Genomic DNA, 15,039 nt, shown 5'->3' with positions numbered 1-15,039 from the left:
GTCGATGAGGGGGGCGAAGACGTGTCCAGGCGGTGGAAGTGGTTCCTGTGGCCGGGGGAGGTCGTGCTCGACGTGATCGGGCGGTTGGGTCCGGAACGGGACGACCCGGGGCGGTGTCGGTGGCGGGCGGGCGCTCAGGGCGTACCCGGTGAAGGGGGTGCGGCTGGCGACGGCGCGGAGCGGGCGGCGCGGCCCGGGGCGCGACGGACGCCGCCGGGGGAGACCAACCAGCGGGCGGGCCGCTACCGGCGGCCTGACGCGCGGTGACCGACGGACCTGCGACAGGACGACCAGCGGAAGGGGAGGCGCATGACGGAGGGTGGGGCGTCGACGGTGCCGCGTCGGCAGCTCGGGCGGATGTTGCGGGAGCTGCGGCTCGCCGCCGGGGTGACGCTGGACGCGGCGGCGGTGGCGTTGGAGTGCAGTAGGCAGAAGGTGTGGCGGATCGAGACCGGCGCGGGCACCGTGCGCGGCGTCGACGTGCGGGGCATGTGCGAGCTGTACGGCGTGGCCGCCGACCTGACCGCACTCCTGGTCGTCCTGGCCGGCGAGACGCGGGCCAGGGGCTGGTGGCACTCGTACGCCGAGGTGCCGGCCTGGCTGGGCCTGCACGCCGGGTTGGAGGCCACCGCGCTGCGGCTGCGCGAGTACGCCGACGCGCTGGTGCCGGCGCTGCTGCGCACCCCTGGGTACGCGCGGGCGCTGCACGAGCCCGACCCGGAGGCGACCGACGACGACCGGGAACGGCTGGAAGGGGCCTGGCGTGAGCGGCAGAACGTGCTGCGGCGTCGACTGCCGCCGCCGCCCCGGCTGGCCGTGGTGCTCGCCGAGGCGGCGTTGCTGCGGGTGACCGGTGACCGGGCGACCATGGCCGCACAGCTCCAGCGTCTGCGGCAGGTGACCGCGCTGCCGAACGTGTCGATTCGGGTGCTGCCGCTCGCCGCCGGGCTGTCCGCCGGGGCGGTGGCCGGGTCGTTCACGCTGCTGGACTTCGCGCCGGACGGCAACCGGGCCGTGCCGGAGCCGCCGGTGGTCTACCAGGAGTCGTTGACCGGGGCGCTCTACCTGGACCGGCCGGCGGAGCTGGCCGCCTTCGAACGGGCCTGGGCGAAGCTGGCCGCGTCCACGCTGGACCCGGACCAGTCCCGCCGGCTCATCGGCAAGATCGCCGAACAGGTGCACCATGGGTGAGCTGGCGTGGCGCCTGGGTGACCTCGCGCGCGAGCAGCGCGAGCAGGGGATTCGGCCGGTCGGCTCGATCGACGAGCTGCGAGGTGAGCCGATCGAGGATCTGGCCGCGTTCCTGGCCGCGCTGAAGGCGGCCCGGGGTGCGGGGGACAGGGTTTCCGTTTGCTCCCTGTCGAGCTGCCCCAGAAACGGGCAGCTCGACAGCCTTGACGAAGCGCAGCAGGTCTCCGGCCCAGGGGGCCGGCGGGCTTACCCATGACCGCAGCACCTCGCGGAGGTCCCGGACGCGGAAGCTGTTGATTAGCCGAGATCGTGGTCGGCCGGGCTGCCGTTGAGAACCCAGGCGAGCGGCATGGTCGCCCGAACGGTGTAGTGGTCGCCGTCCAGCCGGTGCATGGTGACCGTCTGCGCCGGATCCTGGTCGACCATCCAGTACTGGGGGATGCCAGCGGCGGCGTACTCGTTGCGTTTGGTCACCGTGTCCACGCCCTCGGAGCCGGGGGAGACGATCTCGACGACAAGCAGCACGTCGGTGACCGGCAGCCAGACCCCGTCGGCCTGGGACTTGCTCCAGACGACCAGGTCAGGGATGCGACCGCCGACGCCACCGTGCCGGCCGGGGATGCGCAGCCCGACGGCCTGGGCGACGCGGTCCGCCGCCACACCCGCCTGGGCGAGCCACACCATGAGTCGGGTCGCGATGATCGCGTGGGCGTATCCCGGGGGCGGCATGATCGAGAGGACTTGCTCGGGGCTGATCTCGTACCGGTGGTGGTCGTCCGCGGCCATCATCGCGGTGAGATCGTCGAGCGTCACGACCGAGGGCATGTGCCTGCCAACCGCCTCCGCGCTCATCCGAGCATCGTACCGGGCTGCCGTTGAGGACCCAGCACACCTGGCCGGACGGGTCGGCGCGTCGCTCGGTCAGCCCTCGCCGGTCATGTCGAGCTGCCTACCGGGTCACCGACCTGGTCGCCGCGCTCGACAGGTGTGACCCGGGGGCGCCGTTCGACCGCTTCCAGCCGGGCGGCGAAACCGCGACGCCAGGCGGGTGCGTTCCAGGCGTAACTGAACGCCCAGGGGGCGACCCCGGACAGCTCGACGCCGGGTGGTGGGTGCGCCACCATCGGCGCGCCCCGGACCATCTCCAGCAGGTTCAACGAGCAGTCGACCCGACCCGGTGGTGCCGTGTCGCGGAGCCGGAGCAACCATGCCAGTTGCGTCTGGGCGTCCTGCTCGCTCTCCCCGGGGAAGCCGAAGATCAGGTTCACCACCACCGTGCGGCCTGCCCCATATCCGGGGCAGCTCGACAGTGTCGACGAAGTACACCTATGCCCTCGACCCGTGCCCTCGCCCGAGGTGAGCCAGGCGCGGCACGACGACACCGAACCCCGTCAGGCCGGACGGAAGGCCGGGCCCGTCGAGACGCCGGACTCCGGGCGGGCCAGGCAGTGCACCAGCCAGCCCTGGTCGGCCGGCAGCTCGATCGGCCAGGCGTCCCGGACCCACGCCCGGGTGCCGTCCGGCTCGACGCTGCGGGCCGCCAGGACCGCCGACGAGCAGGCCGCCGCGACGGACGGGTGGGCCAGCAGCTCGTCCTGTGGCAGGTCCGCCGCGTCGTCGGGCCGCCGGACCGCGGCGTACGTCTCCCACGAGTGTTCCCCGGCGCAGTCCGCCTTCCGGGGTGGCATGGCGGTGCCGCTGATGGCGACCAGCCCGCCCCAGCACAGCGGCGCCGTCGGGCAGTACGCCGCGTCGCAGGCGGCGAAACCGGCCGGGGCGGTCGGGGCGGTGGCGCTCGGCCCCGGCGGGGCGGTGGCGCCCGGCGCCGGCGGGCCGGCGTCGGCCGGGGACCCGCCGCCGTCCGGGCGCAGCCCCTGCCAGGTCGCCGCCCCGCCGACCAGGACCACGACCACCGCCGCGGCCAGCAGCACCCGCTGTCGTCGCTTCGACCGGCCCGGGGCAGCCGGGCGCGCGGCCGGTGGCGGTGGCGTCGCGGACGACGGCGGGACCGGTGCCGGGGCCGACGGCGGCAGGCTGACGGGCGACGACGAGGGAGACGACGACGGGGGAGGGGACGACGGGTAAGGCGACGACGGGGCCGGCAGCGGTGGGCCTGGGACCGGCGGGGGCGGCGGTGGGTGGGCGAGCGGACCGGCAGACCAGCGGGCGGCGTGGGCCAGGGTGGCGGCGGACGGCCAACGGTGGGCCGGCTCGACGGCCAACGCCCGCTCCACCACGGCCCGTACCGGCTGGGGCAGGTCGTCGCCGAGCGGCGCGGGTGGCGACTGTACCCGTCGCAGCGCGATCGCGTACGGGTTGTCGCCGGTGAACGGGCGGCGTCCGGTCAGGCACTCGTACCCGGCGAGGCCGAGCGAGTAGACGTCGCTGAGGGGGGTGGCCGGTCGGCCGAGCACCTGCTCCGGCGAGAGGTAGGTGGGGGTGCCGAGGACCGCGCCGGACGCGGTCAGCAGCGAGGCGTCGTGTCGGCGCGCGATGCCGAAGTCGGTGATCAGCAGGGTGCCGTTCGGCCGGACCAGCAGGTTGGCCGGTTTGATGTCGCGGTGCACGATGCCGCGCTCGTGCACCGCCTGGAGCCCGTCGGCCGCCTGGGCGACCAGGTGCATGGTGTCGGCGGGGGAGAGCCGGCCGTGCCGGGCCAGGAGCTGGGACAGGGACTGCCCGTCGACGAACTCCATCACCAGGAAGGTCAGCCCGTCGCTGTGCCCGTAGTCGTGGATCGAGGCCACGGCGGCGTGGTTGACGCTGGCCATCGCCTTCGCCTCGACCAGGAAGCGTCGGGCGAAGTCCGGGTCGTCCGCCACGTCGGGCAGCATGGCCTTCACCGCGACCGTCCGGTCGAGCAGCACGTCGACCGCCCGCCACACCTCGCCCATGCCGCCGGCGCCGATCCGGGTGTCGAGACGGTACCGGTCGCCGAGTCTGAGGCCAGGGCGCAGCATCACATCTATCACCGTTCGTGGATCGGATCGTCCCGACGGTCAACCGTCGCGACATCATGTCACATCGACGTGCGGGTAACTTTTGTCGTAGGAACAAAAAGATGAACGCCTCTTGACTGAAGCCCTGACCTCGGGAGGATGATCTGATGCGTCGTCAACCCTCGGCTCCGTCCCGCCTGGCTTCGGCCGCGCTCGCGTTCCTCCTCGCCTCGGCGGTCGCCGTCCTGGCGTCGCCCGCGCCGGCCTCGGCCCACGGCACCCTGGCGATGTCCACGCCGGCCTCCGGGGCCACGGTGAAGGAGCCGGTGACGACGGTGGCGCTCTACTTCACCGAGCGGGTCGCCAACAACGCCTACTTCGCCGTGACCGCCCCGGGCGGCAAACGCGTCGACTACGGCTGGTCGTACGGGGATGCCAAGCCGCTGGACAAGCCGGTCCGGGAGTACCTGCTGGTCGACGGGCAGTTCGAGCCCCGCGAGTACTCGACCGGCTTCCCGGCCGTGGTGAAGCTGGCCCACCTGCCGGCGGCCGGTCAGTACTCGGTCAGCTACCTCTCGGTGGCCTCGGACGGCGAGCCGGTGCGCGGCACCATGAGCTTCCGCTACACCGGCCGGGCCACGGCGGCCCCGCAGGGCTGGCAGCCGCCCACCGACCAACCCGACCCGGCGCTGGTGGCCGCCGCCGAGCAGCACGACACCAAGGGTCACCAGGGGTCGGGCACGTCCTCCTCGGCCCCGCCGTCGACCCCGCCCGCCGTGGCCGCCCCGCCGGCCGACTCCGACGACGAGGGCGGCGTCCCCGGTGGAGTCTGGGCGGGCGGGGCCGTCGTGCTGACCCTGGCGGCGGGCGGCTACCTGGCCTGGCGTCGCCGTCCGGCCCTGGCCGGTCGCGCCCCGCAGGGCCGCCCCGGCCGGTCGGGCAGCGCCGCTCGCGGGCGCGGCGTCGGCCCGAAGACCAGGGGACGACCGGGTACGCCCACCCGCGCCCGCGCCGACCGTACGACGGTCAAGGCCGGCGCCGACCGTACGACGGTCAAGGCCGGCGCCGGGCGGCCGGCGACGGTCGACGGGGCCGGTTCCGGCGCGGCTGGTGCCGAACCTGTCACCGGGGCGGCGGGCCGGTTCCGGCTGGGGGACGCGCGGATGGCGCTGCTGGTCGGGGCGGTGGTGGTGGCCCTGCTGGCCGGGTTCGGCATCGGCCGGATCAGCGCCGGCGACGAGCGGGCCGTCGACACCCGGACGGCCGTCGGCGGGCCGGGTCAGGCGTCGGCGGTGTCGGCCATGGACGGCCACCAGCACGCCCCCGGCACCGGCGCGCACTCGCACCCGGGGGACGGCCCGGGTCTGGTGACCGGGACGACGGTCAGTGGCGGCGGGTACACGTTGCGGCCCGTGCAGCGGACCCAGCCGGCCGGCGGCACGGTGGACTACCGGTTCCGGATCGTCGGCGCCGACGGGCAGCCGGCGACCCGCTTCGCGGTGGTGCACGACCGGCCGCTGCACCTGATCGTGGTGGGCCGTGACCTGAGCGGCTACCAGCATCTGCACCCGACGATGGCGGCCGACGGCACCTGGCAGGTCCCGCTGCGGCTGGCCACGCCGGGGGCGTACCGCGTCTACGCCGACTTCTCGGTGACCACCGCGGACGGCGCTCAACTGCCGCTGGTGCTGGGGGTGGACTACCACGTGCCGGGCGCGCACACGCCGGCCGCCGTGCCGCCGGCGCAGCCGCAGGCCACTGTCGATCCGTACACGGTGTCGATGGAGGGCACGCCCACAGTGGGGGTGTCCACGCCGATGGTGTTCCGGGTGGGCGGTCCGGGGGAGGTACGCCTGGAGCGCTACCTGGGCGCGTACGGGCACCTGGTGGTGGTGCGGGAGGGCGACCTGGGCTACGTGCACGTCCACCCGGAGCCGGAGCTGGTCGACGGGGCGGTCAAGTTCTGGCTGACCGCGCCGAGCGCCGGCCGGTACCGGGCGTTCTTCGACTTCCAGATCGGCGGCGAGGTGCGCACCGCCGCGTACACCCTCGACCTGCCCTGACAGCTCAGGACGGGACCCTTCCGCTGCCGGCGGCGTCCGGAATGGTCCCGTCCCCGCAGGCGGGGGCCTCGCCTGGGCCCAGGCCGGCGAGCAGGTCGGCGGTGGTGTGCGCCCGGATGCCGGGCTGCTCCTGGTCGGCGAACCGGGCGACGACGGCGCGGACGTGCCGTTCGGCGGGGTGGGCGAGTCCGTCGTAGACGGCGGCGAACACCTGCCGGGCCGGTTCCCGCAGCCATCCCGGGGGCAGGATCTCGGTCGGTAGCTGCGGATCGAGGACGGGGAAACGCCGGAAGGTGTCCATCACCTCGGTCCGGGCCTGCACCGCCTCCGCCCCGCCGACCTGCCCGGACGTCACCCGGGGCAGCAGTGGCCGCCAGCGCCGCAGGAAGGACTCGTAATGCCGGGCGATCGCGGCGACGTCCCAGGCGTCGAGGGGGTCGCGGCCGGCGAGGGTGTCGAGTTCGGCCTGCCGGCCGCGGAACACGGTGACCGCGCCGAGGGTGAGCTGGGCGAGGTGGGCCCGCACCGGCGGCGTCACCTCGTGCGGTGAGATCCACAGCCCGTCGTAGAGCGGCGCGTACCCCAGCCAGCGCAGTTGGTGGCGCAGGTTCCGCCGCTGGGTGCCGTGGTCCTGCGGCAGCGAGAAGGCGACCAGGGTCCACTGCCCGTCCCACGCTGTCGTCGGGTCGGTGGCGGTGACGATCCACCGGCCGCCGACGGACAGGTTGACGGCGGCCGGCCGGCTGAGCCGGTAGAAGCTGTGCCGGCCCTGCCGGCTGCCGTCGAGGACGCCCCGGCGGACCAGCCGGCTGATCGCGGTGCGGGCGCCGGCGGCGCTCACCCCGGCTTCGGCGAGCAGCGCGACCAGCGCCGCGGACGGCAGCCAGGCCCCCGTTCGTACGGTGTAGTCGGCCAGCAGCGTCACCACGAGTCCCTGCGGGGCGTTCCCGGTCTGTCTGCGGGGCAGCCGCACCGTGTGCCCCGCGTCGTCCGGAAAGATCTCCTCGATGTGGAACGGGCTGCTCACAGGGGCGCTCCGGGGGTGGCTCGGGGTCGGGTGCCCTCGACTGTAAAGGGTGCTTCCGCTGGTGGGACGGGCTCGTCCGGCACCCCCCCCGGACCTATCGAGTCCCCTCAATTGACACTTTGCGGGTCGAGGGGGAAACTATGTGCCACATGATGCGACGCGGGGCCGGGCAGGGCACCTCGGATGTCGTAGGCCAGGGCGAACAGCGCGGGGATCCGGGCGTACCCCCACGCCGGCGCAGGGCCGATCCCAACCTGCGGGGACGATCTCACCCGCGGAGATAGGCGATGAAATCGTGCGTACCAGAATCAGACAGAGACTGCTGCTCGCCCTGGCCGCGTCGCTCGCGGCGGTGGGCATGGTGATCCCCTCGCTCCAACCGGCGTACGCCGCCTCGCTGGTCGAGGTGACCAACTTCGGCGACAACCCGGGCGGCATGCGGATGTACGTCTACGTGCCGGACGCCCGTCCCGCCAACCCGGCGATCGTGGTGGCCATGCACGGCTGTGGCGGCTCCGGCCCCGCCTTCTACTCCGGCAGCGAGTTCGCCTCGCTGGCCGACCGGTACGGCTTCGTGGTGATCTACCCGACCGCGACCCAGCAGGCCGGGTTCGGTAACTGCTTCGACACCTGGTCGGACACGGCCAAACGGCACGGTGGGGGCAGTGACCCGGTGTCGCTGGTGTCGATGATCAACTACGTGAGCCGGCAGTACGGCGGCGACCTCAACCGGGTCTACGCGACGGGCAGCTCGTCGGGCGGCATGATGACCAACCACATGCTGGCCGTCTACCCGGAGGTGTTCAAGGCCGGGGCGGCGTTCATGGGCGTCCCGTTCAACTGCTTCGCCGGCGCGGCGGACTACCCGCCGGGGCGCAGCCAGTGCACCGGCGGGAACATGAACCGCACCCCGCAGCAGTGGGGGGACGCGGTACGGCAGGCGTACCCCGGCTACTCCGGCCCCCGCCCCAAGCTGCAGGTCTGGCACGGTACCAACGACACGCTGGTGCCGTACCAGTTGCTGCAGGAGTCGATCGAGCAGTGGACCAACGTGTTCGGGCTGAGCCAGACGCCCACCTCAACCGACACCCCGCAGACCAACTGGAACCGCCGGCGGTGGACCTCCAACGGCAACGTCCTGCTGGAGGCGTACAGCATCCAGGGGGCCGGTCACAGCCTGCCCTCCGGCGGGATGGCGGCCGCCGCCATCCAGTTCTTCGGTCTGACCTCGCCGTCGCCGACCACGCCGGCGCCGACGACGCCGGGCCCGACCACTCCCGCCCCGACCACCCCCGCCCCGACCACCCCCGCCCCGACCACGCCGGCGCCCACCACGCCGCCGCCGGGCTCGGGGGCGTGCCGGGTGACGGTCGCCGTCAACGCCTGGAACAACGGGCTGACCGCCGACATCACGATCACGAACACCGGCGGCAGCGCGGTCAACGGCTGGTCGCTGGCGTTCACGCTGCCCGGCGGGCAGGCCATCACCTCCGGCTGGAACGCCACCTACGCGCCGTCCTCGGGGCAGGTGACGGCGCGGAACGTCGCTTACAACGCCGCGATCCCGGTCAACGGCTCGGTCAGCGTCGGGTTCCAGGCCACGCACACCGGTAACAACGGCAAGCCGAGCGCGTTCGCCCTCAACGGCGCGGCCTGCACGGTCGCCTGACGCACGGGTAGGTCCGGCCCGGGGTCGGTGGCTCCACCATCCGCCGGCCCCGGACCGGACAGTTACGACTATAGATCATACGAATGACGTAACAGGTAGTCCCTTTTCGATTTTCGACGGTACCGGCGGCGGTCGTCCCACCGGGCGGGAGGCGCACCGCCGCCCGGACCCGACGGTCCGCTGTGAGCGATAACATCCGCATTCTTCGATCGCTTGTCGTTCGGGTGGCTGGTTGGTCCGCCCGGCGGGGCAGGTCGGGGGGATTGGCGCGACGATGGAGGGTGGAAACCCAGCTCATGGCATCGGGCCGCGCCCGGATCGACCGGCCGGTGTCCTCCGGACGCCGTCATCCATCGACTGGGATAGTTTGACGTACGACGTGTTGAGCGTTAACTTTTTCTCGCGGTTCACCTCGGCTGCCGGGAGCCTGACGACGCGCCGCCGCCGCATGCGCCGGCCTTCCGGATCCGCGACACCGCGGTGGGTCCGGTGGCCGCGCAGGTCCGATGGCCGCCCGGGTTCCGCGAACCATGTCCCACGTGCCTGACGCCACCACCGACGCCGGCACCGGCCGGGCCGTACGTCCGGCTGCGATCGGGCGACGCCCCAATCGAAGGAGCGGATCATGAGAACGATCGGTGAGGCCCGTCCCGCCTCTCCACCCGGCCGCCGCTGGGGGGCCGGTCTGGCCGCCGCTGCGGCCGCCGTCGTCGCCGCCGGCACGCTGGTCGCGGTCAACGCCGCGCCGGCCGCCGCGGCGACGGTCGACACGAACGCCTGGTACGTGCTGGTCAACCGCAACAGCGGCAAGGCGTTGGACGTGTACAACCTGGCCACCAACGACGGCGCGCGGATCACCCAGTGGACCCGTAACAACGGCAACCAGCAGCAGTGGCAGTTCGTCGACTCCGGTGGCGGCTACTACCGGGTCAAGTCGCGGTTGTCGGGCAAGGTCCTCGACGTGGCGAACGTGTCGACCGCCAACGGCGCGGCCGTGCACCAGTGGTCCGACCACAACGGGGCCAACCAGCAGTGGCGGTTGGCCGACTCCGACGGCGGCCACGTCCGCCTGATCAACCGCAACAGCAACAAGGCCCTGGAGGTGCAGAACGCCTCGACCGCCGACGGGGCGAACATCGTCCAGTACGACGACTGGGGCGGCGCGAACCAGCAGTGGCAGTTCGTCCGGGTCGACGGCGGCACCAACCCCACCACCCCGCCGCCCACCACCCCGCCGCCCACGAACCCGGGCAACGGGACGGCCGGCTGCGGCAAGGCGCCGACGCTGCGCAACGGTACGCACAACATCACCAGCAACGGCAAGAACCGCTCGTTCATCCTGCGGATGCCGAACAACTACAACAACAACAACCGCTACCGGCTGATCTTCGCGCTGCACTGGCGGGGCGGCACCGCCAACGAGATCGACTCCGGCGGCACCAGCGGCCAGGCCTGGTCGTACTACGGCCAGTGGGAGCAGTCGAACAACACCGCGATCCTGGTCGCGCCGCAGGGCCTCAACGGTGGCTGGGCGAACCCGGGCGGCGAGGACGTCACCCTGATCGACGACATCATCCGTCGCATCGACAGTGACCTCTGCGTCAACCCGGCCCAGCGCTTCGCCACCGGCTTCAGCTGGGGCGGCGGCATGAGCTACGCGCTGGCCTGCGCCCGGCCGACGGTCTTCCGGGCCGTCGCGGTCATCTCCGGTGGCCTGATCAGCGGATGCAGCGGCGGCACCCAGCCGGTGGCGTACTTCGGTCTGCACGGCATCAGCGACAACGTGCTGTCGATCTCCGGGGGACGCAACCTGCGTGACACGTTCGTCCGGAACAACGGCTGCACCCCGCAGAACCCGCCGGAGCCGGCCGCCGGCAGCCGGACCCACATCACCACCACCTACTCGGGCTGCCGGGCGGGGTACCCGGTGCAGTGGGCCGCGTACGACAACGGGCACATGCCCGGCCCGGTCGACGGGACCTACGCCGAAAGCGGCGTCACGACCTGGACCAAGGGCGAGATCTGGCGGTTCTTCGCGCAGTTCTCCTGACCGGTCCGGGCACCTGACCGCGGGTCGCTGACCGATGACGGGCCCCCGACGGACGGAGTTTCGACGACTCCGGACGTCGGGGGCCCGTCCGGTCGTGACCGCAGGTCAGCGTCGCAGGCGGGTGGGGGTCTCCGAGCCGCTGCGGCGGACCAGCCAGGCCTCGGTGATGTGCGTGTACATCGCCTGGGCGGCGCCCTCCGGGTCGTGCGCGGCGATGCGCTCGTAGATGCGCCGGTGCCCCTGGTTCGACGCCACGCACAGGGCGCGTTCCGTACGGCCCATGTACCGGGCGGTGTTGACCACCTGGCTCTCCAGCGACCGGACCACCCCACGGGCGATCCGGTTCCCGGACGCCTGCATGACCGTGTCGTGGAAGGCCCGGTCGTGGTCGTGGTAGCTGACGTGGTCGTCGACCAGCTCGTCCATCCGGTCCACCAGGGCGCGGAGCCGGTCGAGGACCTCCTGGTCGGCGACCCGGGCGGCGACGTTGGCCATGTCGGACTCCAGCACCCGCCGGGTCACCACGAGGTCGTCGAGGATGGCCAGGCTGTCGTCCTCGGCGATGGTCGCGCCGAGGACGAGCTCGTCGAGCATGTCCCACATCGCCGGCGGGGTCACCATCGTGCCGGCGCCCTGACGGACCTGCACCAGACCCTTCTCCTGAAGGATCTTCACGGCTTCCCGGACGACCGTCCGGCTCACCGAGAAGGTCTCGCAGAGGATCGGCTCCGGCGGCAGCGGCGTGCCCGACGGATGCACGCCCCGTACGATGCGCTCCACCAGCTCCGCGGTGACCGCCCGGGCGAGGTTGGCCGGCCGGCGGGCCCAGGCCGGAGGCGCCGCGTCGGGCCGGGTCGTCTCCTGCGATGTCGTCATGTTCCCCTCCGGATGCCGGCCGCGGAGGGCGGCCCGAGCTGCCACCGAGTGTACGTCCGGCTATTGACGTCACACGTCATACGAGTTACGTTCCCGTCAAATCTAGCGCCGCCGGCCGGCCCCCCGGCCACCCCCCGTAGAAGGTGAGCGTCGATGAAGAAAAAAATAGCGTTGTCGGCTGTCCTCGTGGCGGGACTGGCCCTGACCGGCTGCGGAAGCGCCAGCGACTCGGGCTCCCCGTCCGGCGGCTCGTCGGGCAAACTGGTGGTGTGGGACTGGAAGTCCGGTGAGGCCTCCGCCGCACCCTACATCGAGAAGGCAAAGGCCGACTTCGCCAAGAAGCACCCGAACGTCACCGTCGAGTTCGTGGCCCAGCCGTTCGACCAGTACTACACCCTGCTCGGCACGGCCATCCAGTCCGGCAGCGGACCCGACGTCATCCTCTTCAACGGCGGCGGCCAGATCCGCGACCGGACGGACGCCCTCGTGCCGTTGGACGAGTACGTCGCGGACGACAAGGAGCGGCTGGCCGGCTGGGAGGCGTTCAGCAAGGACGGCAGGACCTACGCCGGCCCGGTGACCCTGCAGGGTCACCCCATCTACTACAACAAGGCGATCTACGAGAAGGCCGAGCTCGACCCGGCCAGCCCGGCGACCACCTGGCCCGAGTTCGTCGAGGACTGCGCCGCCATCGCCAGGGCCGGCGCCAAGTGCTTCGCGCTCGGCAACAAGGAGGGCGCCGGCATCCAGTTCTGGCTCTCCGCCCTCGGGTCGGGCACCCTCACCGCCGAGGAGTACGACAACTGGATCGCCGGCAAGCGTGACTGGTCCGCGCCCAACGTCAAGCGGATCTTCCAGTTGTGGAAGGAGGCCGGCGACGCGGGGTTGAACAACGAGGGCGCCAACTCGACCGCGATGTTCAACGACTCCTTCGCGCTCTTCCAGGCCGGCAAGGCCGCCCACGTCATGGGTCTGATGTCGGACGTCGGGCACTGGAAGGACTTCAACGAGTTCCTCACGCCGGAGAAGCTCGGCGTGATGGACGCCCCGGTCGTCACCCCCGGCACCACCCCGGTCCTGGCGTACGACGGCGGCATCGGATACGGCGTCGCGAAGTGGACGAAGGAGCCGAAGGTGGCCGCGGACCTGGTGCGCTCGCTGACCTCGGCAGAGGCCCTGAAGGCGTTCTACGCCGAGGCCGGCGCGATCGCCGCCGACACCACCATCGACGTGTCGGACGCCGGTCCGGCCGTCGCCACCATCGTCTCCGAGCTCAAGACCGGTAAGCCCGCGCTGCACGTGGCGTTGTCCTCGAAGACCCTGGACCTGATGGGCCGGCTCTCCCAGCAGTTGCTGAGCGGTTCGGTCACCGTCGACGAGGCGGTGAAGCAGTTGGCCGCTTCCGACCAGGCGGGTTGATCGTGCCGATCGGACAATCGACGTCGTCGGTCCGTCCGGCTCCGGCCGGACGGACCGACGGGGCCCCGACCGACCGGCGTGCCCGTCGCGGCGGCGCGCGGCGGGTCGCCGGCGGACGCCGGGCCGAGCGCTTCGCCCCCTACGTCCTGGTGGCCCCGGCGATCGCCGTCATCGTGGCGCTGCGGCTGTACCCGCTGCTGCTCGGGGTCAACTTCTCCTTCACCGGGGACGGCGCGCGCAACGGCACGACCGTGGGCCTCGACAACTACCTGGAGCTGTTCCAGGACCCGCTGTTCCGCACCGCCCTGCGCAACGTGGGTCTGCTGGTGCTGCTGCTGCCGGTCGCGGTGGCGATCCCCGGTCTGCTCGCGACGTTCATCTACCTCCGCACCCCCGGGCACCGGTTCTACCGCAGCGTCTACTTCTTCCCGGCGGTGCTCTCCCCGGTCATCGTCGGCGCGATCTTCAATCTGCTGCTCGCCTACGACGGCCCGCTCAACTCCGTCCTCGGCGGCGTGGGCGTCAGCCCGGTGGACTGGCTCGGTGACCCGGACGTCGCGATGGTCACGGTGGTCGGCGTGCACGTCTGGGCGACCTTCGGGATGGCCCTGGTGGTGTTCCTCGCCGGCTTCGCCACCCTGGACGCCGCGCTCCTGGACGCCGCGCGGGTGGACGGCGCGTCGCTCGCCCAGATCATCCGGCACGTGATCGTCCCCAGCCTCTCCCGGACCATCCAGTTCGTCTTCGTGACCACGATGATCGGGATGCTGACGTCCATGTTCGGCCTGCTCTACGTCATGACGGCCGGTGGACCGGAGGGGTCGACGTACCTGCCGGAGTACTACATCTGGATCCAGCAGGGCCAGATGAACCGTCCGGCGCTGGCGTCGGCCGCGTCGACCGTGCTCTTCCTGATCATGCTCGTGGTGGGGCTGGCGCAGATCAGCATCCTCCGCCGGGCGGGGAAGGAGACCTGATGGCCCGCCTCCGGTTGGGCCGGTGGCTCGTCGCCGTCCCGATGGCGCTGCTCGCGCTGGCGACGATCTACCCGCTGCTGTTCACCGCCAACGTCGCCATGAAGACCCGGCGGGAGTACATCCTCGACCGGTTCTCCCCGACCAGCGCGCTGCACTGGGAGAACCTCACCACCGCGTGGAACAGCGTCGGGATGGCCCGGTACTTCGCCAACTCGCTGCTCGTGGTGACGCTCTCGGTGGCGCTGCTGCTGCTGATCGGGTCGATGGCGGGCTTCGCGCTGAGCCAGTTGCGGTTCCGCGGCTCGTCGGTGATCTTCCTGGGCTGCCTCGCGGCGCTGTTCGTCCCGTTCCAGGTGATCATGGTGCCGCTGGCCCGGATCATGGGGGACACCGGACTGATCGACACGTACCCGGGGCTGGTCCTCGTCTACGTCGCGCAGTTCCTGCCCTTCACCGTCTTCCTGATGACCAGCTACTACCGCACCATCCCGGCGGAGATCGTCGACGCGGCCCGGATCGACGGCAACACCGTGTACGGCGTCTACCGGCGGATCATGGTGCCGTTGGGTCGCCCGGCGCTGCTGTCGGTCGGCATCCTCAACGCGCTGTTCTGCTGGAACGACGTGATCATCTCGTTGTTGATGATGCCGTCGGTCGACCACCGCACCCTCATGGTCGGGGTGACCTCCCTGCGCGGGCAGTACTCCGACGACATCCCCACCTTCGCCTCCGGGGTGCTGATCGCCGCGATCCCCGTCCTGGTGGTCTACCTGTTCCTCCAGCGCCAGATCGCCGACGGCGTCGCCGCCGGCTCCACGAAGGGCTGAC

At 72.1% G+C, this 15,039-nt stretch carries 13 protein-coding genes; 8 read left to right on the top strand and 5 right to left on the bottom strand.

Translation table 11 applies throughout. From position 1 onward, the window contains the following. Window positions 1-309 precede the first annotated feature (309 nt). Both O7606_RS06400 and O7606_RS06395 read left to right on the top strand, forming a co-directional pair. Window positions 310-1,191, top strand: a complete 882-nt coding sequence (locus O7606_RS06400) for a helix-turn-helix transcriptional regulator (protein ID WP_281598139.1) — start codon at window positions 310-312, stop codon at window positions 1,189-1,191. After that, the gene (locus O7606_RS06395) at window positions 1,184-1,447 is read left to right on the top strand and encodes a hypothetical protein (RefSeq protein WP_281598138.1); all 264 of its coding nucleotides are present in this window, start codon (window positions 1,184-1,186) and stop codon (window positions 1,445-1,447) included. The genes O7606_RS06400 and O7606_RS06395 overlap by 8 nt, the downstream gene beginning before the upstream one ends. Window positions 1,448-1,488: 41 nt before the next feature. Here O7606_RS06395 and O7606_RS06390 read toward each other — a convergent pair whose 3' ends face one another. The 3 genes from O7606_RS06390 to O7606_RS06380 form a co-directional block, all read right to left on the bottom strand. Further along, a complete protein-coding gene (locus tag O7606_RS06390) occupies window positions 1,489-2,043 on the bottom strand; it encodes a Uma2 family endonuclease (protein WP_281598137.1) in 555 nt (184 codons plus the stop codon). 83 nt (window positions 2,044-2,126) lie between these two features. Continuing rightward, window positions 2,127-2,465 carry a hypothetical protein gene (locus O7606_RS06385; protein WP_281598136.1) on the bottom strand — a complete coding sequence of 113 codons (339 nt, stop codon included), beginning with the start codon at window positions 2,463-2,465 and terminating at the stop codon, window positions 2,127-2,129. Window positions 2,466-2,582: 117 nt separating this feature from the next. After that, window positions 2,583-4,151 carry a serine/threonine-protein kinase gene (locus O7606_RS06380; RefSeq protein ID WP_281598135.1) on the bottom strand — a complete coding sequence of 523 codons (1,569 nt, stop codon included), beginning with the start codon at window positions 4,149-4,151 and terminating at the stop codon, window positions 2,583-2,585. A 146-nt stretch (window positions 4,152-4,297) separates the two neighbouring features. Between O7606_RS06380 and O7606_RS06375 the strand changes: the two genes are divergently transcribed. Continuing rightward, a complete protein-coding gene (locus O7606_RS06375) occupies window positions 4,298-6,193 on the top strand; it encodes a copper resistance protein CopC (RefSeq protein WP_281598134.1) in 1,896 nt (631 codons plus the stop codon). Between the two features lie 4 nt (window positions 6,194-6,197). On the opposite strand, the gene O7606_RS06370 is transcribed toward O7606_RS06375, so the two are convergent. After that, complete coding sequence (locus tag O7606_RS06370; RefSeq protein WP_281598133.1) at window positions 6,198-7,220, bottom strand: PaaX family transcriptional regulator C-terminal domain-containing protein; 1,023 nt, start codon at window positions 7,218-7,220, stop codon at window positions 6,198-6,200. Between the two features lie 358 nt (window positions 7,221-7,578). Between O7606_RS06370 and O7606_RS06365 the strand changes: the two genes are divergently transcribed. Next, window positions 7,579-8,889 carry a PHB depolymerase family esterase gene (locus tag O7606_RS06365; protein WP_281599517.1) on the top strand — a complete coding sequence of 437 codons (1,311 nt, stop codon included), beginning with the start codon at window positions 7,579-7,581 and terminating at the stop codon, window positions 8,887-8,889. A gap of 625 nt (window positions 8,890-9,514) precedes the next feature. Continuing rightward, complete coding sequence (locus O7606_RS06360; RefSeq protein ID WP_281598132.1) at window positions 9,515-10,939, top strand: RICIN domain-containing protein; 1,425 nt, start codon at window positions 9,515-9,517, stop codon at window positions 10,937-10,939. Window positions 10,940-11,044: 105 nt separating this feature from the next. Here O7606_RS06360 and O7606_RS06355 read toward each other — a convergent pair whose 3' ends face one another. Further along, complete coding sequence (locus tag O7606_RS06355) at window positions 11,045-11,815, bottom strand: FadR/GntR family transcriptional regulator (protein ID WP_281598131.1); 771 nt, start codon at window positions 11,813-11,815, stop codon at window positions 11,045-11,047. Between the two features lie 153 nt (window positions 11,816-11,968). Here O7606_RS06355 and O7606_RS06350 point away from each other — a divergent pair, with 153 nt between their 5' ends. The 3 genes from O7606_RS06350 to O7606_RS06340 are packed head-to-tail and all read left to right on the top strand — an operon-like array spanning window position 11,969 to window position 15,038. Beyond that, the gene (locus tag O7606_RS06350; protein WP_281598130.1) at window positions 11,969-13,234 is read left to right on the top strand and encodes an extracellular solute-binding protein; all 1,266 of its coding nucleotides are present in this window, start codon (window positions 11,969-11,971) and stop codon (window positions 13,232-13,234) included. Window positions 13,235-13,236: 2 nt separating this feature from the next. Beyond that, on the top strand, window positions 13,237-14,211 hold the full coding sequence (locus O7606_RS06345) for a sugar ABC transporter permease (protein ID WP_281598129.1): 975 nt from the start codon (window positions 13,237-13,239) through the stop codon (window positions 14,209-14,211). Beyond that, window positions 14,211-15,038 (top strand): carbohydrate ABC transporter permease, encoded by an 828-nt coding sequence (locus tag O7606_RS06340; RefSeq protein ID WP_281598128.1) that lies wholly within the window; start codon window positions 14,211-14,213, stop codon window positions 15,036-15,038. Before O7606_RS06345 ends, O7606_RS06340 begins: the two co-directional genes overlap by 1 nt. Window position 15,039 lies beyond the last annotated feature (1 nt).

Source organism: Micromonospora sp. WMMD882, assembly GCF_027497255.1.
Lineage (GTDB): Bacteria > Actinomycetota > Actinomycetes > Mycobacteriales > Micromonosporaceae > Micromonospora.
The sequence above is the reverse complement of the archived record's forward strand: the minus strand, read 5'-3'. Positions and strand labels throughout refer to the sequence as shown.